This window comes from Pseudomonas sp. GW822-FHT02E03 (assembly GCF_058802325.1).
Window position 1 is genome coordinate 224,786 of the sequence record NZ_JBXAOA010000001.1, and the last position, 24,681, is coordinate 249,466.

Sequence of the window (24,681 nt, forward strand, 5' to 3'; positions counted from 1 at the left end):
CGCGCCGTCATCGCGGGCAAGCCCGGCTCCCACAGGGAACGCGACACCCCACAAAATCTTGCGAAACACATTGATCCAGAGCAGTTTCACGACCCGGAAAATCAGGTAAAACGACCGTGCTCGCTACTTGCAGTAACGCGCATATAAGACAACTTCCCAGCCACTCACCCGTTAAACAGTTTGAAAACTGCGACAAATAATATTGATTATCATTTAGCGACAAGTATGTTCGTTACATTCCCTACAAAACATATTTGACAAAACCCCCGCTAATGCCCGAGCGGCATGGGCTACAGGGCTTTGGAGGCACGCTATGTCCTTATTCTTGTAAATAATTTCGCTATCTGAATTTTACTTGCTCGGTGTTTAGCCATAAAATCACCGCGATTGATTGCTGCGACATATCGTCACTGCTTTGTTTCTTTTCAAGCTCAGAGACCTTTGCTCTCTGTTAAGGATTACCAGCATGCCCGAAGCGACCGGACTCATGGCCCATAACTGGGGCTTTGCCATTTTCCTTCTGGGTGTCGGCGGCCTTTGCGCCTTCATGCTCGGCGTCTCCAGCCTCCTCGGGTCAAAAGCCTGGGGCCGCAGCAAAAACGAACCGTTCGAGTCCGGCATGCTACCTACCGGTGGCGCCCGCTTGCGGCTCTCAGCCAAATTCTATCTGGTCGCGATGCTCTTCGTGATCTTCGATATCGAAGCCCTTTTTCTCTTTGCCTGGTCTGTGTCCGTCCGCGAAAGCGGCTGGACCGGATTCGTCGAAGCTCTCGTTTTCATAGCAATTCTGTTGGCAGGCCTTGTCTACCTATTCCGAGTGGGCGCCCTTGACTGGGCTCCGGAAGCTCGGCGCAAGCGGCAAGCGAAGCTGAAACAATGAGGCTTTGGCAATGCAATACAATCTCACCAGGATCGACCCCGATGCTCCTAACGAGCAGTATCCGATTGGCAAACGGGAAACCGTTTCCGATCCGTTAGAAGATCAAGTCCACAAAAACATTTTCATGGGCAAGCTCGAAGACGTGCTCAACGGCACGATCAACTGGGGGCGCAAGAACTCCCTGTGGCCGTATAACTTCGGTCTTTCGTGCTGCTACGTGGAAATGACCACCGCCTTCACGGCGCCCCACGACATCGCGCGCTTTGGCGCCGAGGTTATCCGGGCATCGCCGCGTCAGGCGGATTTCATGGTTATCGCCGGTACCTGCTTCATCAAGATGGCGCCGATCATTCAGCGTCTCTACGAGCAAATGCTCGAGCCTAAATGGGTCATCTCCATGGGTTCGTGCGCCAACTCCGGTGGCATGTACGACATCTACTCCGTCGTTCAAGGGGTGGACAAGTTCCTGCCCGTGGACGTCTACGTGCCTGGCTGCCCGCCCCGCCCTGAAGCTTTTCTGCAAGGCTTGATGCTGTTGCAGGAGTCGATTGGCCAGGAGCGTCGTCCACTTTCCTGGGTCGTTGGTGATCAAGGCGTCTATCGCGCCGAGATGCCTTCCGAAAAGGAAAAGCGCCGCGAACAGCGTATTCAGGTAACCAACCTGCGCAGCCCCGACGAAGTCTGATCCAGATCTGTTCTTACAAAGAAACGAGAAACTGGCTTCATTCTTTACGTTGACCGAAAGCGATAAATAACCATGACTACAGGCAGTGCTCTGTACATCCCGCCTTACAAGGCAGACGACCAGGATGTGGTCGTCGAACTGAACAATCGTTTTGGCCCGGAGGCGTTCACCGCCCAGCCTACCCGCACCGGCATGCCGGTGCTTTGGGTTGCCCGCGCCAAACTCGTCGAAGTCCTGACCTTCCTGCGTAACCTGCCCAAGCCGTACGTCATGCTCTATGACCTGCACGGCGTGGACGAGCGTCTGCGCACCAAGCGTCAAGGGCTGCCAAGCGGCGCCGACTTCACTGTGTTCTATCACTTGATGTCGATCGAACGTAATAGTGACGTAATGATCAAGGTCGCCTTGTCCGAGAGCGACCTCAGCGTGCCGACCGTTACCGGTCTCTGGCCGAACGCCAACTGGTACGAGCGTGAAGTGTGGGACATGTACGGCATCAACTTTGCCGGTCACCCGCACCTGACCCGCATCATGATGCCGCCGACCTGGGAAGGTCACCCGTTGCGCAAGGACTTCCCGGCCCGCGCCACCGAGTTCGACCCGTTCAGCCTGACCCTGGCCAAGCAACAGCTTGAGGAAGAGGCCGCACGCTTCAAGCCTGAAGACTGGGGCATGAAGCGTTCCGGTGCGAACGAGGACTACATGTTCCTCAACTTAGGTCCCAACCACCCTTCGGCGCACGGTGCGTTCCGCATCATTCTGCAGCTGGACGGTGAAGAGATCGTCGACTGCGTGCCGGACGTCGGTTACCACCACCGTGGTGCCGAGAAAATGGCCGAGCGTCAGTCCTGGCACAGCTTCATCCCGTACACCGACCGTATCGACTACCTCGGCGGCGTGATGAACAACCTGCCGTACGTGCTCTCGGTCGAGAAGCTGGCCGGCATCAAGGTGCCCGAGAAGGTCGACGTCATCCGCATCATGATGGCCGAGTTCTTCCGGATCACCAGCCACCTGCTGTTCCTGGGGACTTACATCCAGGACGTCGGCGCCATGACCCCGGTGTTCTTCACCTTCACCGACCGCCAGAAGGCGTACACGGTGATCGAAGCCATCACCGGTTTCCGTCTGCACCCGGCCTGGTACCGCATCGGTGGCGTCGCTCACGACTTGCCGCGCGGCTGGGAAAAACTGGTCAAGGATTTCGTCGAGTGGATGCCAAAGCGTCTGGACGAATACCAGAAAGCCGCACTGGACAACAGCATCCTGCGTGGCCGCACCATCGGCGTCGCCGCCTACAACACCAAGGAAGCCCTGGAATGGGGCGTCACCGGTGCCGGCCTGCGTTCCACCGGTTGCGATTTCGACCTGCGTAAGGCTCGCCCTTACTCCGGCTACGAAAACTTCGAATTCGAAATCCCGCTGGCGGCCAATGGCGATGCCTATGACCGTTGCATCGTTCGCGTCGAAGAAATGCGCCAGAGCATCAAGATCATCGAGCAGTGCATGCGCAACATGCCGGAAGGCCCGTACAAGGCGGATCACCCGCTGACCACGCCGCCACCCAAAGAGCGCACGCTGCAACACATCGAGACCCTGATCACGCACTTCCTGCAAGTTTCGTGGGGCCCGGTCATGCCGGCCAACGAATCCTTCCAGATGATCGAAGCGACCAAGGGCATCAACAGTTATTACCTGACGAGCGATGGCGGCACCATGAGCTACCGCACCCGGATTCGTACTCCAAGCTTCCCGCACCTGCAGCAGATCCCTTCGGTGATCAAAGGCAGCATGGTCGCGGACTTGATCGCGTACCTGGGTAGTATCGATTTCGTTATGGCCGACGTGGACCGTTAAGCATGAACAGCACGCTTATCCTGACAGACCGTTTCGCCCTGAGCGAAACCGAGCGCTCGGCCATCGAGCATGAGTTGCATCACTACGAAGACCCGCGCGCGGCGTCGATCGAAGCCCTGAAGATCGTCCAGAAGGAACGTGGCTGGGTGCCTGACGGCGCGCTCTACGCCATCGGCGAAATCCTCGGCATCCCGGCCAGCGACGTTGAAGGCGTGGCGACGTTCTACAGCCAGATCTTCCGTCAGCCTGTGGGCCGTCACATCATTCGCGTCTGCGACAGCATGGTCTGCTACATCGGCGGTCATGAGTCCGTAGTCAGCGAAATCCAGAGCAAGCTGGGCATCGGCCTGGGTCAGACCACCGCCGACGGTCGTTTCACCCTGCTGCCAGTCTGCTGCCTCGGCAACTGCGACAAGGCGCCGGCGTTGATGATCGACGACGACACGTTCGGTGATGTGCAGCCTGCCGGTGTTGCCAAATTGCTCGAGGGCTACGTATGACCCTGACTTCCTTCGGTCCAGCCAACCGCATCAAGCGTTCGGCCGAGACTCACCCGCTCACCTGGCGTCTGCGTGACGACGGCGAAGCCGTATGGCTCGACGAATACCAGGCCAAGAACGGTTACGCCGCTGCGCGCAAGGCCTTCGCCGACATGGCCCAGGACGACATCGTCCAGACCGTGAAAGACTCCGGCCTCAAGGGCCGCGGCGGTGCAGGCTTCCCCACGGGCGTGAAGTGGGGCCTGATGCCCAAGGACGAATCCATCAACATCCGCTACCTGCTGTGCAACGCGGATGAGATGGAGCCGAACACTTGGAAAGACCGCATGCTGATGGAGCAACTGCCCCATCTGCTGATCGAAGGCATGCTGATCAGTGCTCGCGCGCTGAAAACCTACCGTGGCTACATCTTCCTGCGTGGCGAATACACCACCGCCGCCAAGCACCTCAACCGTGCCGTGGAAGAAGCCAAGGCAGCAGGCCTGCTGGGTAAAAACATCCTGGGCAGCGGCTTCGATTTCGAGCTGTTCGTGCACACCGGCGCCGGGCGTTACATCTGCGGTGAAGAAACCGCACTGATCAACTCCCTCGAAGGCCGTCGCGCCAACCCGCGTTCCAAGCCGCCCTTCCCTGCCGCCGTCGGCGTGTGGGGCAAGCCGACTTGCGTGAACAACGTTGAAACCCTGTGCAACGTGCCGGCGATCATTGCCGACGGCGTGGACTGGTACAAATCGTTGGCCCGCGAAGGCAGCGAAGACATGGGCACCAAGCTCATGGGCTTCTCCGGCAAGGTCAAGAACCCTGGCCTGTGGGAATTGCCGTTCGGCGTCACCGGTCGCGAGCTGTTCGAAGACTACGCTGGCGGCATGCGCGACGGTTACAAGCTCAAGTGCTGGCAGCCAGGCGGCGCCGGTACCGGTTTCCTGTTGCCGGAACACCTGGACGCACAAATGTATGCCGGCGGCATCGCCAAAGTGGGCACCCGTATGGGTACCGGCCTGGCCATGGCGGTGGACGACAGCGTCAACATGGTGTCGTTGCTGCGCAACATGGAAGAGTTCTTCTCCCGCGAATCCTGCGGCTTCTGCACCCCGTGCCGTGACGGTCTGCCGTGGAGCGTCAAGCTGCTGCGCGCGATCGAGAACGGTGAAGGCCAAGCCGGCGATATCGAGACCCTGCTGGGTCTGGTCGGTTTCCTCGGCCCGGGCAAGACCTTCTGTGCTCACGCACCAGGTGCCGTGGAGCCGTTGGGCAGTGCCATCAAATACTTCCGTCCAGAGTTCGAAGCCGGCATCGCGCCTACCAGCGCCGTCGTCCCGCCTCTGGCAAGGCCGATCGTAGTCGGCGCGTAAACGCTTAAAAAAGCGAAGGGTCCGTGCCCTTCGCTTTGTCGTGTGATGACGCCGTAAACGGCTGTGTTGATTCACGCGAATAACAAGATTCCATTAGCCACGCCCGCTGACACCGGGCCAACGAAGAACTTTGAACCATGGCCACTATCCACGTAGACGGCAAAGAGCTCGAAGTCGATGGGGCAGACAACCTGTTACAGGCGTGTCTGTCGCTAGGCCTCGATATCCCTTATTTCTGCTGGCACCCAGCCCTTGGCAGCGTTGGCGCTTGCCGCCAGTGCGCGGTCAAGCAGTACACCGACGAGAACGACAAGCGTGGTCGGATCGTCATGTCCTGCATGACCCCCGCCACCGACGGCAGCTGGATCTCCATCGACGACGAAGAAGCGAAAGTGTTTCGCGCCAGCGTCGTTGAATGGTTGATGACCAATCATCCTCACGACTGCCCGGTCTGTGAGGAAGGCGGTCACTGCCACCTGCAAGACATGACGGTGATGACCGGCCACAACGAGCGCCGTTATCGCTTCACCAAGCGCACTCACCAGAACCAGCAACTGGGCCCGTTCATTTCCCACGAAATGAACCGCTGCATCGCTTGCTATCGCTGCGTGCGCTTCTATAAAGACTACGCTGGCGGCACCGACCTCGGTGTATTCGGCGCCCACGACAACGTGTACTTCGGTCGCGTTGAAGACGGCACCCTCGAAAGCGAGTTCTCCGGCAACCTCACCGAGGTCTGCCCGACCGGTGTGTTCACCGACAAGACGCACTCCGAGCGCTACAACCGCAAGTGGGACATGCAGTTCTCGCCGAGCATCTGCCATGGCTGCTCCAGCGGTTGCAACATTTCCCCGGGCGAGCGTTACGGCGAACTGCGTCGCATCGAAAACCGTTTCAACGGTTCGGTGAACCAGTACTTCCTGTGCGACCGTGGCCGTTTCGGCTACGGCTACGTCAACCGCGAAGACCGCCCGCGTCAGCCACTGCTGGCCAACGGCGCCAAGCTGAGCCTCGACGAAGCGCTGGATAAAGCTGCTGACCTGCTGCGCGGTCGCAATATCGTCGGTATCGGTTCGCCGCGCGCCAGCCTCGAAAGCAACTACGCGTTGCTGGAACTGGTCGGTGCCGAGCACTTCTACTCCGGTATCGAAGCTGCTGAACTTGAGCGCATTCGCCTGGTTGTGCAGGTGCTCAAAGACAGCCCGCTGCCGATCCCGAACATGCGCGACATCGAAGATCACGATGCGATTTTCGTCCTCGGCGAAGACCTGACCCAGACTGCTGCGCGCATGGCCCTGGCCCTGCGTCAATCGGTCAAGGGCAAGGCCGAAGACATGGCCGACGCCATGCGCGTTCAGCCATGGCTCGATGCTGCGGTGAAGAACATCGGTCAGGACGCGCTGAACCCGCTGTTCATCGCCAGCCTGGCTGAAACCAAGCTCGACGACGTGGCTGAAGAGTGCGTTCACGCAGCTCCCGACGACCTGGCCCGCATCGGTTTCGCCGTGGCTCACGCCCTCGATGCCAGCGCTCCAGCGGTTGAAGGCCTCGATGCCGAAGCCCTCGAACTGGCCAAACGCATTGCCGACGCCCTGCTCGCGGCCAAGCGTCCACTGATCATTGCCGGTACCTCGCTGGGTTCCAAGGCGCTGATCGAAGCTGCAGCGAACATCGCCAAGGCCCTGAAGCTGCGCGAGAAGAACGGTTCCATCAGCCTGATCGTGCCAGAGGCTAACAGCCTCGGCCTGGCCATGCTCGGTGGTGACTCGGTCGACGCAGCCCTGCAAGCGGTGATCGACGGTAAGGCCGACGCCATCGTCGTGCTCGAAAACGATCTGTACACCCGCACCGACAAAGCCCGTGTCGATGCTGCCCTGAACGCCGCGAAAGTGGTAATCGTGGCGGACCATCAGAAGACCGCCACCAGCGATCGCGCGCACCTGGTGCTGCCAGCGGCCAGCTTCGCTGAAGGCGACGGTACGCTGGTCAGCCAGGAAGGCCGCGCCCAGCGTTTCTTCCAGGTCTTCGACCCGACTTACCTCGACGCAAGCATTCTGGTTCACGAAGGCTGGCGCTGGCTGCATGCCCTGCGTTCGACCCTGTTGAACCAGCCGATCGACTGGACCCAACTGGACCACGTCACCGCTGCCGTTGCTGCGAGCAAACCGCAATTGGCGCGCATCGTCGATGCCGCACCGTCCGCCGCGTTCCGCATCAAAGGCCTGAAACTGGCTCGCGAACCGCTGCGTTACAGCGGCCGGACCGCCATGCGCGCCGACATCAGCGTGCACGAACCGCGTACTTCCCAGGACAACGACACCGCGTTCTCGTTCTCCATGGAAGGTTACTCGGGCTCGGTCGAACCGCGTCAGCAAGTACCCTTCGCCTGGTCTCCGGGCTGGAACTCGCCGCAAGCCTGGAACAAGTTCCAGGACGAAGTCGGTGGTCACCTCCGTGCGGGCGACCCGGGCACTCGCCTGATCGAAAGCACCGGTGATTCGCTGAACTGGTTCGCCAGTGTTCCACGCGCGTTCAACCCGGCTCCGGGCACCTGGCAGGTCGTGCCGTTCTTCCACCTGTTCGGCAGCGAAGAGAACTCTTCCAAAGCCGCACCGGTTCAGGAACGCATCCCGGCCGCTTATGTGTCGCTGGCCAAGTCCGAAGCCGACCGCCTGGGTGTCAATGACGGTGCTCTGCTGAGCCTGAACGTAGCCGGCCAGACCTTGCGTCTGCCGCTGCGCATCAACGAAGAGCTGGGTGCCGGTCTGGTCGCATTGCCGGCCGGTATCGCCGGTATTCCGCCAGCGATCTTTGGCAAATCCGTTGACGGTCTGCAGGAGGCAGCGCTATGACCTGGTTCACTCCTGAAGTGATCGACGTAATCATCGCGGTCCTCAAGGCCATCGTGATTCTGCTCGCCGTCGTGGTGTGCGGCGCGCTGCTGAGCTGGGTCGAGCGTCGTCTGCTCGCCCTCTGGCAGGACCGTTACGGTCCGAACCGCGTCGGCCCGTTCGGCGCGTTCCAGATCGCCGCCGACATGATCAAGATGTTCTTCAAGGAAGACTGGACCCCGCCGTTCGCCGACAAAGTGATCTTCACCTTGGCGCCGGTCGTGGCCATGAGCGCCTTGCTGATGGCCTTCGCGATCATCCCGATCACCCCGACCTGGGGCGTGGCGGATATCAACATCGGCATCCTGTTCTTCTTTGCCATGGCCGGTCTGTCGGTCTACGCGGTGCTGTTCGCCGGCTGGTCGAGTAACAACAAGTTCGCCCTGTTGGGCAGCTTGCGGGCCTCGGCACAAACCGTGTCGTACGAAGTGTTCATGGGCCTGTCGCTGATGGGCATCGTGATCCAGGTCGGCTCGTTCAACATGCGCGACATCGTTGAATACCAGGCGCAGAACATGTGGTTCATCATTCCGCAGATCTTCGGTTTCCTGACCTTCTTCATCGCTGGCGTCGCCGTGACTCACCGTCACCCGTTCGACCAGCCGGAAGCGGAACAGGAACTGGCCGACGGTTACCACATTGAATACGCCGGCATGAAATGGGGCATGTTCTTCGTCGGTGAGTACATCGGCATCGTGCTGATTTCGGCGCTGCTGGTGACCTTGTTCTTCGGTGGCTGGCACGGTCCGTTCGGCATTCTGCCGCAGATCCCGTTCATCTGGTTCGCGCTGAAAACCGCGTTCTTCATCATGTTCTTCATCCTGTTGCGCGCCTCGATTCCGCGCCCACGGTATGACCAAGTGATGGATTTCAGCTGGAAGTTCTGCCTGCCGCTGACCCTCGTCAACATGCTGGTGACCGCTGCAGTCGTGTTGCTCAACACGCCCGCCGTCGCGGCTCAGTGAGGATAGAGAATCATGAAGTACATTTTTGACATCGTGCATGGCTTCTTCACCCAGCTTCGCAGCCTGGTGATGATTTTCGGCCACGCCTTCCGCAAGCGCGACACGCTGCAGTACCCGGAAGAAGCCGTGTACCTGCCGCCGCGCTTCCGTGGGCGTATCGTGCTGACCCGCGACCCTGACGGTGAAGAGCGTTGTGTAGCCTGCAACCTGTGCGCCGTGGCATGCCCGGTGGGTTGCATCTCGCTGCAGAAAGCTGAAACCGAAGACGGTCGCTGGTACCCGGACTTCTTCCGCATCAACTTCTCGCGCTGCATTTTCTGCGGCCTCTGCGAGGAAGCCTGCCCGACCACCGCGATCCAGCTGACACCGGATTTCGAAATGGCCGAGTTCAAACGTCAGGACCTGGTGTACGAGAAAGAAGATCTGCTGATCTCCGGCCCCGGCAAAAACCCTGATTACAACTTCTATCGTGTTGCAGGTATGGCGATTGCCGGTAAGCCAAAAGGCGCCGCGCAGAATGAAGCCCAGCCGATCAACGTGAAGAGCTTGCTGCCTTAAGGAAGAAAGATGGAATTCGCTTTCTATTTCGCATCGGGTATCGCTGTTGTGTCCACGCTTCGCGTGATCACCAACACCAACCCCGTGCACGCCCTGCTCTACCTGATCATTTCGCTGATCGCCGTGGCCATGACGTTCTTCGCCCTCGGCGCACCGTTTGCCGGTGTACTGGAAGTGATCGCCTACGCTGGCGCCATCATGGTGCTGTTCGTGTTCGTGGTGATGATGCTGAACCTGGGCCCGGCCTCGGTTCAGCAAGAGCGCGTCTGGCTCAAGCCCGGTATCTGGCTGGGCCCCGTCGCCCTCGGCACCCTGCTGCTGGTTGAACTGCTGTATGTGCTGTTCAGCGATGCCAGCGGTCAGGCCATCGGCCACACCACCGTAGACGCCAAGGCCGTGGGCATCAGCCTGTTCGGTCCGTATCTGCTGGTGGTCGAACTCGCCTCGATGCTGCTGCTCGCCGCAGCCGTCACGGCGTTCCACTTGGGCCGCAACGAAGCCAAGGAGCAATGACGATGCCTGCTATCCCTTTGGAGCATGGTCTGGCGGTCGCCGGCATCCTGTTCTGCCTCGGTCTGGTCGGCCTGATGGTCCGGCGCAACATTCTCTTCGTGCTGATGAGCCTGGAGGTCATGATGAATGCCTCCGCTTTGGCGTTCATCGTTGCCGGTAGCCGCTGGGGTCAACCGGATGGACAGATCATGTTCATCCTGGTGATCAGCCTGGCAGCCGCCGAGGCCAGTATTGGCCTCGCGATTCTGTTGCAGCTGTATCGCCGCTTCCACACTCTCGATATCGACGCTGCCAGCGAGATGCGCGGATGAACCTTCTCTATCTGACTTTCGTATTCCCTCTCATTGGTTTCCTGCTGCTGGCGTTCTCACGCGGTCGCCTCTCGGAAAACCTTTCGGCGCTGATCGGCGTCGGCTCCATTGGCCTGTCGGCAATCGTCACTGCTTACATAATCTGGCAGTTCAACGTTGCGCCACCTGAAGGCGGTCACTACACCCAGGTGTTGTGGCAGTGGATGGCGGTAGAAGGCTTTACGCCTAACTTCGCCCTGTACCTGGATGGTCTGTCCCTGACCATGCTGGGTGTGGTGGTCGGTGTGGGCTTCCTGATCCACCTGTTCGCGTCCTGGTACATGCGCGGTGAAGCCGGTTACTCGCGTTTCTTCGCCTACACCAACCTGTTTATCGCCAGCATGCTGTTCCTGGTCCTGGCCGATAACCTGCTGTTCGTGTACTTCGGCTGGGAAGGCGTGGGCCTGTGCTCGTACCTGTTGATCGGTTTCTACTACAGCAACCGCAACAACGGTAATGCGGCACTCAAAGCCTTCATCGTGACCCGCGTCGGCGACGTGTTCATGGCCATCGGCCTGTTCATCCTGTTCCAACAGTTGGGCACGCTGAACATCCAGGAACTGCTGGTCAAGGCGCCTGAGCACTTCAAGGCCGGCGACTTCTGGATCGTTCTGGCGACCCTGATGCTGCTGGGCGGCGCTGTCGGTAAATCCGCGCAACTGCCGCTGCAAACCTGGCTGGCGGATGCGATGGCCGGCCCGACCCCGGTTTCGGCACTGATCCACGCCGCGACCATGGTGACCGCCGGTGTCTACCTGATCGCCCGTACCCACGGTCTGTTCGCCCTGGCGCCGGATATCCTGCACCTGGTGGGTGTCGTGGGTGGTGTGACGCTGGTGCTGGCAGGTTTTGCCGCACTGGTGCAGACCGACATCAAACGTATCCTCGCCTACTCGACCATGAGCCAGATCGGCTACATGTTCCTGGCCCTGGGCGTAGGTGCGTGGGAAGGCGCGATCTTCCACCTGATGACCCACGCCTTCTTCAAGGCGCTGCTGTTCCTTGCGTCCGGTTCGGTGATCGTTGCCTGCCACCACGAGCAGAACATCTTCAAGATGGGCGGTCTGTGGAAGAAACTGCCACTGGCCTATGCCAGCTTCATCGTCGGCGGCGCGGCCCTGGCGGCCTTGCCTCTGGTGACTGCGGGCTTCTACTCCAAGGATGAAATCCTTTGGGAAGCGTTCGCCAGCGGTAACCAGGGTCTGCTTTATGCCGGTCTGGTCGGTGCCTTCATGACCTCGCTGTACACCTTCCGCCTGATCTTCATCGCGTTCCACGGTGAAGCGAAGACCGAAGCGCACGCTGGTCACGGCATTGCTCACTGGCTGCCACTGTCGGTGCTGATCGTACTGTCGACGTTCGTCGGCGCGATGATCGTTCCACCGCTGCACGGTGTGCTGCCACAAAGCGTCGGCCATGCCGGCGGCGAAGCCAAGCACAGTCTGGAAATCGCCTCGGGTGCCATCGCCCTGGCCGGTATCCTGCTGGCCGCGCTGCTGTTCCTCGGCAAGCGCCGCTTCGTCACCGCCATCGCCAACAGCGGCGTCGGCCGCTTCCTTTCGGCCTGGTGGTTCGCTGCCTGGGGCTTCGACTGGATCTACGACAAACTGTTCGTCAAGCCTTACCTTGCGATCAGCCACATTCTGCGCAAAGACCCGCTCGACCAGACCATCGGTCTGATCCCGCGTATGGCCAAAGGCGGTCACACCGCCCTGAGCCGCACCGAGACCGGTCAACTGCGTTGGTATGCCGCCTCGATGGCTGCTGGTGCCGTGCTGGTAATCGGCGCCGTCGTGCTGGTAGCGGTCTGATATGAACCTTGCGAACTTGCGAAAGGAAACGAGCCCGTCATGATTCTGCCCTGGCTAATCCTGATCCCCTTCATCGGCGGCCTGCTGTGCTGGATGGGTGAGCGCTTCGGCGCCACCCTCCCCCGCTGGATTGCGCTGATCACCATGTCCCTGTTGCTCTCCCTTGGCCTCTGGCTGTGGGCCAACGGTGACTATTCATTTGCACCGGCGCCTGGCGCCGATCCGACCTGGGCGATTGAGTTCAAGCACGTCTGGATCCAGCGCTTCGGCATCAACGTGCACCTGGCCCTCGACGGCCTGTCGCTGTTGATGATCCTGCTGACCGGCCTGCTGGGTGTCCTCTCGGTACTCTGCTCGTGGAAAGAGATCCAGCGTCATGTGGGCTTCTTCCACCTGAACCTGATGTGGATCCTGGGCGGTGTCGTCGGCGTGTTCCTCGCCCTCGACCTGTTCATGTTCTTCTTCTTCTGGGAAATGATGCTGGTGCCGATGTACTTCCTCATCGCGCTCTGGGGTCACAGTTCTTCGGACGGCAAGAAAACCCGGATCTACGCGGCAACCAAGTTCTTCATCTTCACTCAGGCTTCCGGCCTGATCATGTTGGTGGCGATCCTGGGCCTGGTACTGGTCAACTTCAACGACACCGGCGTGATTACCTTCAACTACGCCGACCTGTTGAAGACCAAGATGTCGACGACCACCGAGTACATCCTGATGCTCGGCTTCTTCATCGCCTTCGCGGTCAAGCTGCCAGTCGTACCGTTCCACTCCTGGTTGCCTGACGCTCACGCCCAGGCGCCGACCGCAGGTTCCGTGGACCTGGCCGGTATCTTGTTGAAGACTGCGGCCTATGGCCTGCTGCGTTTCGCCCTGCCGCTGTTCCCGAATGCCTCGGCCGAGTTCGCGCCGTTCGCCATGACCCTGGGTCTGATCGGGATCTTCTACGGTGCGTTCCTGGCTTTCGCACAAACCGACATCAAGCGTCTGATCGCCTTCTCGTCCGTTTCCCACATGGGCTTCGTGTTGATCGGCATCTACTCCGGCAGCCAACTGGCGCTGCAGGGCGCAGTGATGCAGATGCTGGCGCACGGTCTGTCGGCCGCGGCACTCTTTATCCTCTCCGGTCAGCTGTACGAGCGTACCCACACCCGCGATATGCGTGAGATGGGTGGCCTGTGGTCAAAGATTGCCTACCTGCCGGCTCTCAGCCTGTTCTTCGCCGCCGCGTCCCTGGGCTTGCCGGCGACCGGTAACTTTGTCGGTGAGTTCCTGATCCTGATCGGCACCTTCGCCAGCGCCCCATGGATCACTGTGATTGCGACGTCCGGTCTGGTGTTCGGTTCGGTCTACTCGCTAATCATGGTCCACCGTGCCTTCTTCGGCCCGTCGAAATCGGACGCGGTGCTGCATGGCATGGACGGTCGCGAACTGATCATGGTGGTTGGGCTTGCGGCGCTGCTGATCTACATCGGTGTGTACCCGCAGCCGTTCCTCGATACCTCTGCCGCGACGATGCATGGCGTGCAGCAGTGGCTCGGCACCGCCTTCACTCAACTCGCTTCGGCCCGGTAAGAGCGCTATGGAATTCACGACTCAACACTTTATCGCGCTTGCGCCGTTGTTGATCACCAGCGCCACGATCATCGTGGTGATGCTGGCTATCGCATGGCGCCGCAACCACTCTCAGACCTTCCTGCTGTCGGTGGCAGGTCTGAACCTGGCCTTGCTGTCGATCCTGCCAGCCCTGAAAGTCGCGCCACTGGCCGTGACGCCATTGCTGCAGATCGACACCTTCGCTTGCCTGTACATGGCGCTGATCCTGGTTGCCACCCTCGCCTGTGTGACCCTCGCCCACGCCTACCTGGGCGATGGCGGTTCGGGTTACCCGGGCAACCGTGAAGAACTTTACCTGCTGATCCTGATGTCCGCCGCCGGTGGCCTGGTCTTGGTCAGCGCGCAGCACCTGGCCGGCTTGTTCGTCGGTCTGGAACTGCTCTCGGTACCGGTCTACGGTCTGGTGGCGTATGCCTTCTTCAACAAACGTTCGCTGGAAGCCGGCATCAAGTACATGGTGCTGTCGGCTGCCGGTTCCGCGTTCCTGTTGTTCGGCATGGCCCTGCTCTACGCCGACGCTGGCAGCCTGAGCTTCAACGGCATCGGTCAGGCCCTGGCGGCCACCGGTCTGCCAAGCTCTCTGGCTCAATTGGGCCTGGGCATGATGCTGATCGGCCTGGCGTTCAAGTTGTCGCTGGTACCGTTCCACCTCTGGACCCCGGACGTTTACGAAGGTGCTCCGGCACCGGTGGCAGCGTTCCTGGCCACCGCGTCAAAAGTCGCTGTGTTCGCGGTGATGGTGCGTCTGTTCCAGATCTCGCCAGCGGCGAGCAGCGGTGTGCTGAGTGATGTGCTGACCATCATTGCCATCGCATCGATCCTGTTCGGTAACCTGCTGGCACTGACCCAGAGCAACCTCAAGCGTCTGCTGGGTTACTCGTCCATCGCCCACTTCGGCTACCTGCTGATCGCCCTGGTGGCGAGCAAAGGCCTGGCCGTGGAAGCCATCGGCGTGTACCTGGTCACCTACGTGATCACCAGCCTCGGCGCGTTCGGTGTGATCACCCTGATGTCCTCGCCGTACAACGGCCGTGACGCGGATGCCCTGTACGAATACCGCGGCCTGTTCTGGCGCCGTCCGTACCTGACCGCCGTCCTGACCGTGATGATGCTGTCCCTGGCCGGTATCCCGCTGACCGCGGGCTTCATCGGCAAGTTCTACATCATCGCTACCGGTGTCGAATCGCACCAATGGTGGCTGGTCGGCTCCCTGGTATTGGGCAGCGCCATCGGCGTCTTCTACTACCTGCGTGTGATGGTCACCTTGTACCTGATGGAACCAAACCTGCGTCGCCACGATGCGCAACTGCACTGGGAACAACGTGCAGGCGGCGTGATGCTGCTGGCGATTGCCGTACTGGCGTTCTTCCTCGGCCTGTATCCACAGCCGCTGCTGAACCTGGTTCAACAGTCGGGGTTGGCGGGTTGATCGCTTAGGCGATACTCGGTAGAAAATAGAAACGGCACCTTCGGGTGCCGTTTTTGCGTTTGGGGATTCAGGATCAAAAGATCGCAGCCTTCGGCAGCTCCTACATTGGGATGACATACGTCCTGAGCTGCCGAAGACACCCACATGACGAAATTGTAATTCCCCCATCACCTTGGCGTTATCCGCAGCTTGCAACGATGTTACCCGGCGACCATGCCGGCGGGCCCTTGCCCGCCGAACAACAAAACCCACGCCGAAGCACGTTCCCGTTCTGCCGAACCCAAGGAGTGATTGATGGTTAACAATACAAAAATGTCGATGGCCGCGTTAGCGGTGGTGGTCGGCTCCGGGCCGTCCATGGTGTGGGCGGAAGATAAAGCGGAGGGGTTTATCGAGGGCAGCAGCCTGACGGTGCTCAACCGCAACTTATACTTCAATCGTGATCACCGTGACGGCCAGTCGAGTCCCACCGGCAATGGTTATTCCCAGGCCTGGGCTCACGCGGTTATCAGCAAGTTCGAATCCGGCTTTACCCAAGGCACCGTCGGGGTCGGTGTCGATGCGTTTGCGATGATCGGCTTGAAGCTCGATACCGGCGACGGTCGCAACGGTGGCCGCAGTTCGTTCGACGTGTTGCCGGTCGACAGTGACGGCCAGGCGCGGGACGAATACACCAAGGTTGGTGGCGCCGCCAAAGTTCGCGCCTTCGATACTGTCGTGAAGGTCGGCGATGTGTTCCCCGCCAACCCGGTGGTTGCGGCGGGTGACTCCCGACTGTTGCCGGAAAGCTTCCGGGGTGTCACGGCCACCAACACCAGTATCGAAGGTCTGTCGGTACAGGGCGGTCGTCTGCATGCGATGAGCCAACCGGTGTCCAGCGACATGCGCGAGAACTTCGCGACCTTCTATGCCGGCCCGGTCAATTCGCCATGGATCGCTTACGGCGGTGGCGACTACGCGCTGAACAAAAACCTCAGTTTCAGCCTGTATTCCAGTCGCCTCAAGGATGCCTGGAATCAGTACTACGCCGGCACTGCATGGACTTATCCGCTGTCGGATGACCTGTCGCTGTTCGGTGGTTTGAACTATTACAAGGCGGTCGACGAAGGCAAACAACTGCTCGGCGAGTTCGACAACAACATCTGGAGCGGCCGCGTCGGGGTAAAACTCGGCGCCCACTCCGTTGCCTTATCGCACCAGCGCAACAACGGCAACGACGACTTCGATTACCTGCGTCAGTCCGACTCGATCTTCCTCGACAACTCCATCCAGTACAGCGACTTCAACTCGCCCAAGGAACGTTCGTGGATGGTGCGCTACGACCTCGACATGAGCAGCTATGGCGTGCCGGGTTTGTCGTTCATGACCCGTTACGCCCGTGGCACCGACGCCGACTATTCCAGCGCCAACGCCGTGTACATGCGTCGCGATGCCGACGGCAACCCGCTGACCGACCAGAAGCGCTGGGAGCGTGATATCGAAGTCAAATACGTGGTGCAGAGCGGCTCGCTGAAAGACATGTCGTTGCGCCTGCGCCAAGCCACTACCCGCGCCACGGCATTTGAGTCGGATCTGGATGAGGTACGGGTGATTGTCGAGTATCCGCTGGCGATTCTCTGACTTCACGGTTGATGCACATTCACCTTTAGAAGCTCCTTGCTCCTTTGGTAAGAGGTGAATCTTTTGGCGTCCTTCGGGGCGCCTTTTTTATGTGCGTAAATTGAGAACTGTAGGAGCTGCCGAAGGCTGCGATCCTTTGACTTTGATTTTAAAGATCAAAAGATCGCAGCCTTCGGCAGCTCCTACAGGGATTGCGTTGCGGGAGAGTTACTTACCCGGCTCGACGTTATCCAATGCCTGATTCACCGCCAGTTCGCCCAACATCACCACTTGCGCAATACCCAACAAAGTCTTGCGGTGGGTGCCTTCCAGCAGTGCGGCGAAGTCACCGAGCATGACCGTGGCCGAGGACAATGACTCGCAGGCATTGGCCAGCAGGGATTCGGTGTCGGCTTTGGGATTGGCGAAAAACATCTGGTTGGGGGTGTGGGGCGTGGCCATGACGTGGGCGGTAGGGTTCAGGTAGTAATCGAGCGCGCGTTCGGCTGCTTCGTGGAGTTTTTTGGCGTCGATGGAGGCGTAAGGGGATGTTGGGTCGGTGTCCGTAGCGGTATCTGCTTCGGGAGGGTTGGGTGTTGGCTTTTTCATGATGTTTCTCTCTCTTTGATAGTTGCAGCTGACCCATTCGATTTCCAAGCGAATGGGTGGCAGCTGTACGCAGGCTGGAAATCCGGGAGAGAGAGCAACCCGGCAGACACGAATGTCTCCCGCGCACAGCCGCCATAACAGAGTACACACCATGAAGGTGCGCAAGCATACGTTATGAAAGGCGCCTTTTGCTCTCTCAAGTCCTCGGGTTTCCAGGCCCGGTCGCTGAATTGGCAGCGACGAACACAGGCTAGAGACCGGACGTCCGACGGACAACCTGAAAACATTGTGGGAAGCTTCTGTATTCCAGGCACAACCTTTAAACATCCCGAATTGAAATACGCACTGTGTAGGAGCTGCCGAAGGCTGCGATCTTTTGATCTTGATCTTCAAAAGCAAGATCAAAAGATCGCAGCCTTCGGCAGCTCCTTGGGGGATCCGATGTCAGTTACCGCGTTTGCAAAGAGAAAGGCGTTGTCAGCCGCCACGTTTGCGGCAATCCCCCGCCACTGTGTATTTGATGGTGTTAAGTTGGCCCTGAGAATCTTCATAGGTCATGGCAGTAGGCACCACGGCGCAGGCAATTTGCGGTCGCACTACGCTCACCACTTTCACCACATCCAGCCTCATTCCGTATTCGTAGTCTTTCACCACCGGCGCAGGTTTGCCCTGGCTGGCAGCGTATTGCTCCATGGCTTGGGTGTTAGCGCTCAGCATCTTTTCGAACGTCCTGTCACCGCCACCTTCAGCGAGCACATCCATGGACATCGCCATCACCCCGGCGAACGCAATCAAACTGATCAACTTCATATTCCGCACCTTCAAAACCCGACTCATAAAAAAGCCCGGCATCGACAATCGATGACGGGCTAGTTCAAGTGCGACACGCTTACAAGTCTTTAGTCTTGTCGTCCTTCTTTTCATTCAACACGACGGGGTCACGCGCCTGTTCTTTGGCGACAAACTTCTCCACCGAGCGGTCATTGGCCGCCATCATTTTTTCAAAGGCTCTATCGCCGCCACCTTCAGCCAAAACAGCAGAAGACATCACCAACGCCGCTGCAAACGCACTCAGTTGTGCAAGTTTCATGTTTGATTCCTCGTTTAATTAACTAACGAGGTCAAGGTAACAATCCGAACCTTTCGTGACGGTGGCGCGCAGATTACATATCCGTTATGTGGCTGCCACTCTGTTGAATCAGGGCAAGTAACTAAATGTGGGAGCGGGCTTGCTCGCGAAGGCGGTGTGTCATTCAAAGCATTTGTTGACTGACACGGCCTCTTCGCAAGCCCGCTCCCACAGGGGATCACCTACTTAGCTAGGGTTGCGTCTTCGTCGCGTCGATGGGCGAGCTGATACAACGCCGGCAGTATCAGCAACGTGAGGATGGTCGAAGACAGAATCCCGCCGATCACCACCGTCGCCAGTGGACGCTGCACTTCGGCGCCAGTGCCCGTCGCCAAAGCCATCGGAATAAAACCCAGGGACGCCACGAGCGCCGTCATCAACACCGGACGCAGTCGTGTGAGCGCACCCTCATTGATTGCATCACTGAGTGAACGCCCCTCCTCACGCAGGTTACGGATGAATGCGATCATCACCAGACCATTGAGCACCGCCACCCCCGACAGCGCAATGAAACCGACGCCCGCCGAGATCGACAACGGAATGTCCCGCAACCACAACGCCATGACGCCGCCAGTCAAAGCAAACGGAATCCCGGTGAACACCAGCAAGCCGTCCTTGAGGTTGTTGAACATCATGAACAGCAGCCCGAACACCAACAGCAAGGCCACTGGCACCACGATCTGCAAGCGCTTGGCCGCCGATTGCAGTTGCTCGAACTGCCCGCCCCAACGGGTCCAGTAACCCGCCGGAACCTGAACATCGCGCTCGATCACCTCACCCGCCTCTTTAACGAAAGAGCCAATATCCCGCCCACGCACGTTGGCGCTGACGATCACCACCCGCTTGCCGTTTTCGCGGCTGACCTGATTCGGCCCGAGCACCAGATCAAGGCTGGCGACTTCCTTGAGGGCGATGAAGCCAATCTGATCGGCAGCGCCATTCGGGGGCGCCGGCACCGGAACCAACAGCGCCGACAAGCCTTCGATGTCCTTGCGCATGGCATCGGACAGACGCACCACCATGTCGAAACGCCGATCGCCTTCATACAGCGTCCCGGCCTGGCGCCCGCCGACCGCCACCGCAATGGTGTCTTGCACGTCGCCGACGTTGAGCCCGTAACGCGCCGCCTTGTCGCGGTCGATGTTGATGGTCAGCACCGGCAGGCCGGTGGTTTGCTCGACTTTGACCTCGGACGCGCCGTTGACCTTCTGCATGGCGGCGGCGATCTTCGCTGCCGTGGCGTTGAGCACGTCCATGTCATCCCCGAACACCTTGACCGCCACATCACTGCGCACGCCGGAGATCAGTTCGTTGAAGCGCAACTGGATCGGCTGCGACAGTTCATAGTTGCTGCCCGGCAGCGTCGCGGCGGCTTGTTGCAGTTCGGCCATCAGCGTTTCACGGGACTTGCCCGGGTCCGGCCACTGCTCCTTCGGCTTGAGCATCACGTAGCTGTCGGAGATGTTCGGCGGCATCGGGTCGGAGGCGATTTCAGCGGTGCCGGTACGGGCGAACACGCGCTCGACCTCCGGCACTTTGCCGAGAATCAGGGTTTCCAGACGCTGCTGCATATCCACCGACTGGGTCAGGCTGGTGCCCGGCACGCGTAACGCTTGCAAGGCAAAATCGCCCTCACTGAGGCTCGGCACAAACTCGCTGCCCATGCGACTGGTCATCACACCGCTGAGCGCAATCACCCCGAGTGCCATGCCCACGGCCAGCGCCCGATGGCTCATCACCCAGGCCAGCGCCGGCGCATAAACGCGACGCGCGCCGCGCATGACCACGCCCTCTTCTTCTTTGACTTTGCCGGTGACAAACAGCGCGATGGCCGCCGGAACAAAGGTCACCGACAACAGCATGGCGCCCAGCAGCGCGATGACCACAGTGAAGGCCATCGGGTGGAACATTTTCCCTTCGACACCGCTCAAGGCGAAGATCGGCAGGTACACGACCATGATGATCAACTGGCCGAAAATCAGCGGTCGGCGCGCCTCTTTGGCTGCCGAAAACACTTCGCGGAAACGCTCGGAGCGGGTCAGTAAACGCCCGTGATGTTGCTGCGCATGGGCCAGCCGGCGCAGGGTGTTTTCGACGATCACCACCGCGCCGTCGACGATGATGCCGAAGTCGAGCGCGCCGAGGCTCATCAGGTTGGCGCTGACTTTGTTGGTGAACATGCCGGTGAAGGTGAACAGCATCGACAGCGGAATGACCATCGCGGTGATCAACGCCGCGCGGATGTTGCCCAGAAACAGGAACAGAATCGCAATGACCAGAATCGCCCCTTCCACCAGGTTCTTTTTCACCGTGGCGATGGCTTTGTCCACCAGGTGCGTGCGGTCATACACCGCAACGGCGATCACGCCTTGGGGCAGGGAGCGATTGATCTGTTCGAGCCTGGTCGCCACTGCCTGGGAGACCGTTCGGCTGTTTTCGCCGATCAGCATGAACACCGTGCCAAGCACCACTTCGCGACCGTTTTCGGTGGCGGCACCGGTACGCAGTTCGCGGCCGATGTCTACGGTCGCGACGTTCTTGATCCGGATCGGCGTACCGTCGACGTTGGCCATGACGATGTTGGCGATGTCGTCTGTGCTTGCCACTTGCCCGGGCGCACGAATCAGCAACTGCTCGCCGCTGCGCTCGATGTAACCGGCGCCGACGTTGGCATTGTTGCGTTCCAGCGCCGTGATCAGATCGGTGAGCGTCAGTTTGTAAGCCGCCAGCCGTTTCGGGTCGGGGGCGATCTGGTACTCCTTGGCGAATCCGCCGATGGTGTTGATCTCGGCCACGCCCGGAACGTTGCGCAATTGCGGCTTGATGATCCAGTCCTGAATCACCCGCAGGTCGGTCGGCGTGTAGGCCGTGCCGTCGTCCTTGAGCGCACCTTCCTGCGCCTCCACTGTCCACAGGAAAATCTCGCCAAGCCCGGTGGAAATCGGCCCCATCAGCGCTTCCGCGCCCTCGGGCAATTGCTCCTTGGCGATCTGCAAACGCTCGTTGACCAATTGCCGGGCGAAGAACAGATCGGTGCCGTCCTTGAAAATCACCGTGACCTGCGACAGCCCCGAACGCGACAGCGAACGGGTCTGTTCCAGCGCCGGCAAACCAGCCATGGCGGTTTCAATCGGGAAGGTGATGCGCTGCTCGGTTTCCAGCGGTGAGAACCCGGCCGCGCCGGTGTTGATTTGCACCTGGACGTTGGTGATGTCCGGCACGGCGTCGATCGGCAGCTTTTGATAACTGGCGATGCCGAGGCCGGCCATGAGAAGAACGGCGAGCAGCACGATGATGCGCTGCTCGATGGCAAACTGGATCAGGCGTTCGAACATAAGAACCTTCTCGTCGAGGGGCGGATCAGTGGGAGTATTCAGTGAGCGTCTTTAGTGAGAGTGCTCGGCCGAGGCTTTGCCCAGTTCCGATTTGAGAACGAAGCTGCCGGCACTGGCGACTTGCACGCCCGATTCCAGCCCCTGAGTAACTTCCACCAAACCGGCCGCGCGACTGCCCAGTTCCACCGGTTGCGCCTTGAAGCCGTCGTCGGTGCGCACGAACACCGTGGGTTTGTCCTCGACGGTCTGGATCGCGGTTTCAGGTACGGCGACCTTGGCTTGGCGACTGTCGGTAGCAACCAGCGCTGTGACGAACAGGCCGGGGCGCCACGCGCCTTGCGGATTTTCCAGGGTCACGCGAACCGTTGCAGTGCGGGTCTGTTCACCGAGCAAACTGCCGACGTACGCCACGGTGCCGGCGACTTCGGCATTGAGTTCCGGGGCGCTGACGGTGACCGGTTTGCCCACCTGCACCTTGGTCAGATCCTTGGGCGATACGCCGAAGGTCACCCACACCCGGGACAGGTCCGAAAGCGTGAAGGCATTGGTGGTTTCATCGACCACCTCCCCCGGCGTCAGGTGTTTCTCCACCACCACGCCGTCGAACGGCGCGCGCAATTCATAGCGATTGCCGCCGGTGGCGACCACGCTGCCGCTAAGTACACTGATTTTTTGCCGGGCATTGGCCAAGGCAATTTCGGCCTCTTCCAATGCTTGGCGTGCCAGAAGGAAATCCTGCTCGGCGGAGATCTTGTCCTGCCACAGTTTTTTCTCGCGTTCGTAGGTGGTGCGCGCCAAGGTCAGGCGACGCTGTGCGGCAGCCTGTTCGCTGCGCTGATCGGAGATCTGCTGACTGGCGATCACCGCCAGCAACTGACCCTTTTTCACCGACTGCCCGAGGTTGACCGACACCGACTCGACCACGCCGGGCACCCGAGGCACCACGTGCGCGGTGCGGTCTTCGTCGAAGCGCACTTCACCGGGGAATGGCAAGCCGAGGCTGATGTTCTGCGCTCGCGCTTCGGTCAATTGAATGCCTGCCGCCGCAATCTGTTCGGCGCTCAACTCCAGGCGCCCTTCTTCTGCATGTTCACCCTCGGCTGCGGCACCTTCTTCAGCGTGATCGGCGTGTTCCGCCGCTTCATCGGCGTGAGCGTCGATGGACGCATTGCCCGGCCGCATCGAGCCAATACCAAGGCCCAGCGCCAACGTCGCCGCGGCAACAATGATCAGTTTTTTTTCCATGGAAACTCCTCTGCGCCATGCCATCGCGCAGTGATCTGAAAGATGAAATTCAAGGGCTGACGGTGAGGTCGCCGAAGATGCGTTCGATGCGTACTCGGGCATCCGTCGCCTCGCTGACGGCCTGGATGTACTGGCTGCGCGCGCTGATCAGGGTGCGCTGGGCATCGAGCACGTCGAGGAATCCGAACTTGCCCATTTCGAAGCCGCGCGTGGCGCTGTCGACCGCACTTTGCGCGGCGGGCAGGATGGTCTGGTTGAACGCTGCGACTTCGCCGTTGGCGGTCTGCCATTGCTCCAGGGTGGTCTGGATTTGCGTGCGCAAACGCAGCTCGGTGGCGTTGCGCAGATCCCGCGCCTGATCGCTGCGCCGGGCCGCCGCCAGCACGTTGCCCTGATTGCGGTTGAACAGCGGAATCGGCACCGACAGCCCGACCACGTTGACCCGCTCGCGCTCGGTTTCGCTGTATTGGCTGCCAATGCTTACGGTCAGGTCGGGAATGCGTTGCGACTTTTCCAGACCCAATGAGGCTTCGCGCTGATCGATCTGCAATTTGGCCAGACGCAGTTCGGCGGTCTCGTTCAGGCGCTCAAGCAATCGGGTCGGCGGTGACACGGTGGGCATGCTTTGCGTGGCCGCTTGCACGGTGGTCGAGGTGGGCAACGGTGAGCCCATGACCTGCGCCAATTGCTGATAGGCGTTGGCCTGATCGCGTTCGGCGCGGCTCAGTTCCAGGCGCACTTCGGAAAGCTGCACTTGCGCACGGGTGCCTTCGACTGGCGATGATTTACCGGCCTCGATGCGTCCTTGGGCGACGCGCAAACCGTGTTCGGCGAGTTGCAGCGACTGGCGGGACAACTGCAAGCGTTGTTGCGCGGTCTGGGCGCTGTTGAACGCCTGAATCACATCGGCGCGCAACGCATAGCGCTTGCGCTCCAGTTCGATCCCGGCAGCGTCCTGCGCGCGGCTGGCGACGTCGATCCGTGCGCCACGTTTGCCGCCCAGTTCGATGGGTTGGCTGAGCATCACCGTGGTGGTTCGCGAATCACGACGGGTATCTTCGGCCTCCCACGAGACTTCGGGGTTGGGGATCAGACCTGCCTGTTTGCGCTCACCCTCGGCGATGCCGATTTCCCACTGCGCAGCCGCCAGATCCGGGTTACCGGCGAATGCCGTTTGCAGGGCTTGATCCAGGGTCAGGGTCGATGCATGCACAAGACCCGTGCCGGCCAGCAACACAACGCTGGCCGTCACTGTCCTCGTTATTTTTTTCAGGCGTGATCGCGCCGTCAGTTCTTTTAAACCGGGCAATGGAGGACTTCCTTCATTCAAGAATCTTTGATGCCGCCACGGTAGGGTTT

20 protein-coding genes are annotated in these 24,681 nt (G+C 60.1%); 14 read left to right on the plus strand and 6 right to left on the minus strand.

The features are described from left to right. Nucleotides 1–466 precede the first annotated feature (466 nt). The 14 genes from AC1RQB_RS01140 (at nt 467) to AC1RQB_RS01205 (ending at nt 17,025) form a co-directional block, all read left to right on the plus strand. On the plus strand, nt 467–880 hold the full coding sequence (locus AC1RQB_RS01140) for an NADH-quinone oxidoreductase subunit A (RefSeq protein WP_007905050.1): 414 nt from the start codon (nt 467–469) through the stop codon (nt 878–880). 10 nt (nt 881–890) lie between these two features. Beyond that, complete coding sequence (locus AC1RQB_RS01145; RefSeq protein ID WP_007905053.1) at nt 891–1,565, plus strand: NuoB/complex I 20 kDa subunit family protein; 675 nt, start codon at nt 891–893, stop codon at nt 1,563–1,565. 72 nt (nt 1,566–1,637) lie between these two features. Beyond that, nucleotides 1,638–3,422 (plus strand): NADH-quinone oxidoreductase subunit C/D, encoded by a 1,785-nt coding sequence (nuoC, locus tag AC1RQB_RS01150; RefSeq protein WP_007905056.1) that lies wholly within the window; start codon nt 1,638–1,640, stop codon nt 3,420–3,422. A gap of 2 nt (nt 3,423–3,424) precedes the next feature. Further along, nucleotides 3,425–3,922 carry an NADH-quinone oxidoreductase subunit NuoE gene (gene nuoE, locus AC1RQB_RS01155; protein WP_007905058.1) on the plus strand — a complete coding sequence of 166 codons (498 nt, stop codon included), beginning with the start codon at nt 3,425–3,427 and terminating at the stop codon, nt 3,920–3,922. Further along, nucleotides 3,919–5,274 carry an NADH-quinone oxidoreductase subunit NuoF gene (gene nuoF, locus AC1RQB_RS01160; protein WP_008068294.1) on the plus strand — a complete coding sequence of 452 codons (1,356 nt, stop codon included), beginning with the start codon at nt 3,919–3,921 and terminating at the stop codon, nt 5,272–5,274. Before nuoE ends, nuoF begins: the two co-directional genes overlap by 4 nt. Before the next feature lie 137 nt (nt 5,275–5,411). Beyond that, entirely contained in the window at nt 5,412–8,126 is a 2,715-nt protein-coding gene (gene nuoG / locus AC1RQB_RS01165) for an NADH-quinone oxidoreductase subunit NuoG (RefSeq protein WP_008068292.1), read from the plus strand. After that, nucleotides 8,123–9,130, plus strand: coding sequence for an NADH-quinone oxidoreductase subunit NuoH (nuoH, locus tag AC1RQB_RS01170; protein WP_008068290.1), 1,008 nt, complete (start codon nt 8,123–8,125; stop codon nt 9,128–9,130). Before nuoG ends, nuoH begins: the two co-directional genes overlap by 4 nt. 12 nt (nt 9,131–9,142) lie before the next feature. Continuing rightward, a complete protein-coding gene (gene nuoI, locus AC1RQB_RS01175; RefSeq protein ID WP_008014903.1) occupies nt 9,143–9,688 on the plus strand; it encodes an NADH-quinone oxidoreductase subunit NuoI in 546 nt (181 codons plus the stop codon). 9 nt (nt 9,689–9,697) lie between these two features. Beyond that, complete coding sequence (gene nuoJ / locus AC1RQB_RS01180; RefSeq protein WP_007905076.1) at nt 9,698–10,201, plus strand: NADH-quinone oxidoreductase subunit J; 504 nt, start codon at nt 9,698–9,700, stop codon at nt 10,199–10,201. A 2-nt stretch (nt 10,202–10,203) separates the two neighbouring features. After that, nucleotides 10,204–10,512: an NADH-quinone oxidoreductase subunit NuoK gene (gene nuoK, locus AC1RQB_RS01185; RefSeq protein ID WP_007905077.1), complete on the plus strand. Its 309-nt coding sequence runs from the start codon at nt 10,204–10,206 to the stop codon at nt 10,510–10,512. Next, the gene (gene nuoL / locus AC1RQB_RS01190) at nt 10,509–12,362 is read left to right on the plus strand and encodes an NADH-quinone oxidoreductase subunit L (RefSeq protein WP_008068287.1); all 1,854 of its coding nucleotides are present in this window, start codon (nt 10,509–10,511) and stop codon (nt 12,360–12,362) included. Before nuoK ends, nuoL begins: the two co-directional genes overlap by 4 nt. 39 nt (nt 12,363–12,401) lie before the next feature. Continuing rightward, a complete protein-coding gene (gene nuoM, locus AC1RQB_RS01195) occupies nt 12,402–13,934 on the plus strand; it encodes an NADH-quinone oxidoreductase subunit M (protein ID WP_007905080.1) in 1,533 nt (510 codons plus the stop codon). Between the two features lie 7 nt (nt 13,935–13,941). Then, on the plus strand, nt 13,942–15,405 hold the full coding sequence (nuoN, locus tag AC1RQB_RS01200; RefSeq protein WP_007905081.1) for an NADH-quinone oxidoreductase subunit NuoN: 1,464 nt from the start codon (nt 13,942–13,944) through the stop codon (nt 15,403–15,405). 294 nt (nt 15,406–15,699) lie between these two features. Further along, nucleotides 15,700–17,025, plus strand: coding sequence for an OprD family porin (locus tag AC1RQB_RS01205; RefSeq protein WP_207267357.1), 1,326 nt, complete (start codon nt 15,700–15,702; stop codon nt 17,023–17,025). A 207-nt stretch (nt 17,026–17,232) separates the two neighbouring features. Here AC1RQB_RS01205 and AC1RQB_RS01210 read toward each other — a convergent pair whose 3' ends face one another. The 6 genes from AC1RQB_RS01210 to AC1RQB_RS01235 all read right to left on the minus strand — a co-directional run bounded on the left by AC1RQB_RS01210 (nt 17,233) and on the right by AC1RQB_RS01235 (nt 24,631). Further along, on the minus strand, nt 17,233–17,613 hold the full coding sequence (locus AC1RQB_RS01210; protein WP_063343107.1) for a DUF6124 family protein: 381 nt from the start codon (nt 17,611–17,613) through the stop codon (nt 17,233–17,235). 477 nt (nt 17,614–18,090) lie between these two features. Then, the gene (locus AC1RQB_RS01215) at nt 18,091–18,423 is read right to left on the minus strand and encodes a DUF2790 domain-containing protein (RefSeq protein WP_063343106.1); all 333 of its coding nucleotides are present in this window, start codon (nt 18,421–18,423) and stop codon (nt 18,091–18,093) included. A 79-nt stretch (nt 18,424–18,502) separates the two neighbouring features. Then, nucleotides 18,503–18,703, minus strand: coding sequence for a co-regulatory protein PtrA N-terminal domain-containing protein (locus tag AC1RQB_RS01220; RefSeq protein ID WP_063343105.1), 201 nt, complete (start codon nt 18,701–18,703; stop codon nt 18,503–18,505). A 221-nt stretch (nt 18,704–18,924) separates the two neighbouring features. After that, complete coding sequence (locus tag AC1RQB_RS01225) at nt 18,925–22,077, minus strand: CusA/CzcA family heavy metal efflux RND transporter (RefSeq protein WP_207267359.1); 3,153 nt, start codon at nt 22,075–22,077, stop codon at nt 18,925–18,927. 51 nt (nt 22,078–22,128) lie between these two features. Continuing rightward, nucleotides 22,129–23,322, minus strand: a complete 1,194-nt coding sequence (locus AC1RQB_RS01230; RefSeq protein WP_063343104.1) for an efflux RND transporter periplasmic adaptor subunit — start codon at nt 23,320–23,322, stop codon at nt 22,129–22,131. 49 nt (nt 23,323–23,371) lie between these two features. Next, nucleotides 23,372–24,631, minus strand: a complete 1,260-nt coding sequence (locus AC1RQB_RS01235; protein ID WP_063343103.1) for a TolC family protein — start codon at nt 24,629–24,631, stop codon at nt 23,372–23,374. Nucleotides 24,632–24,681 lie beyond the last annotated feature (50 nt).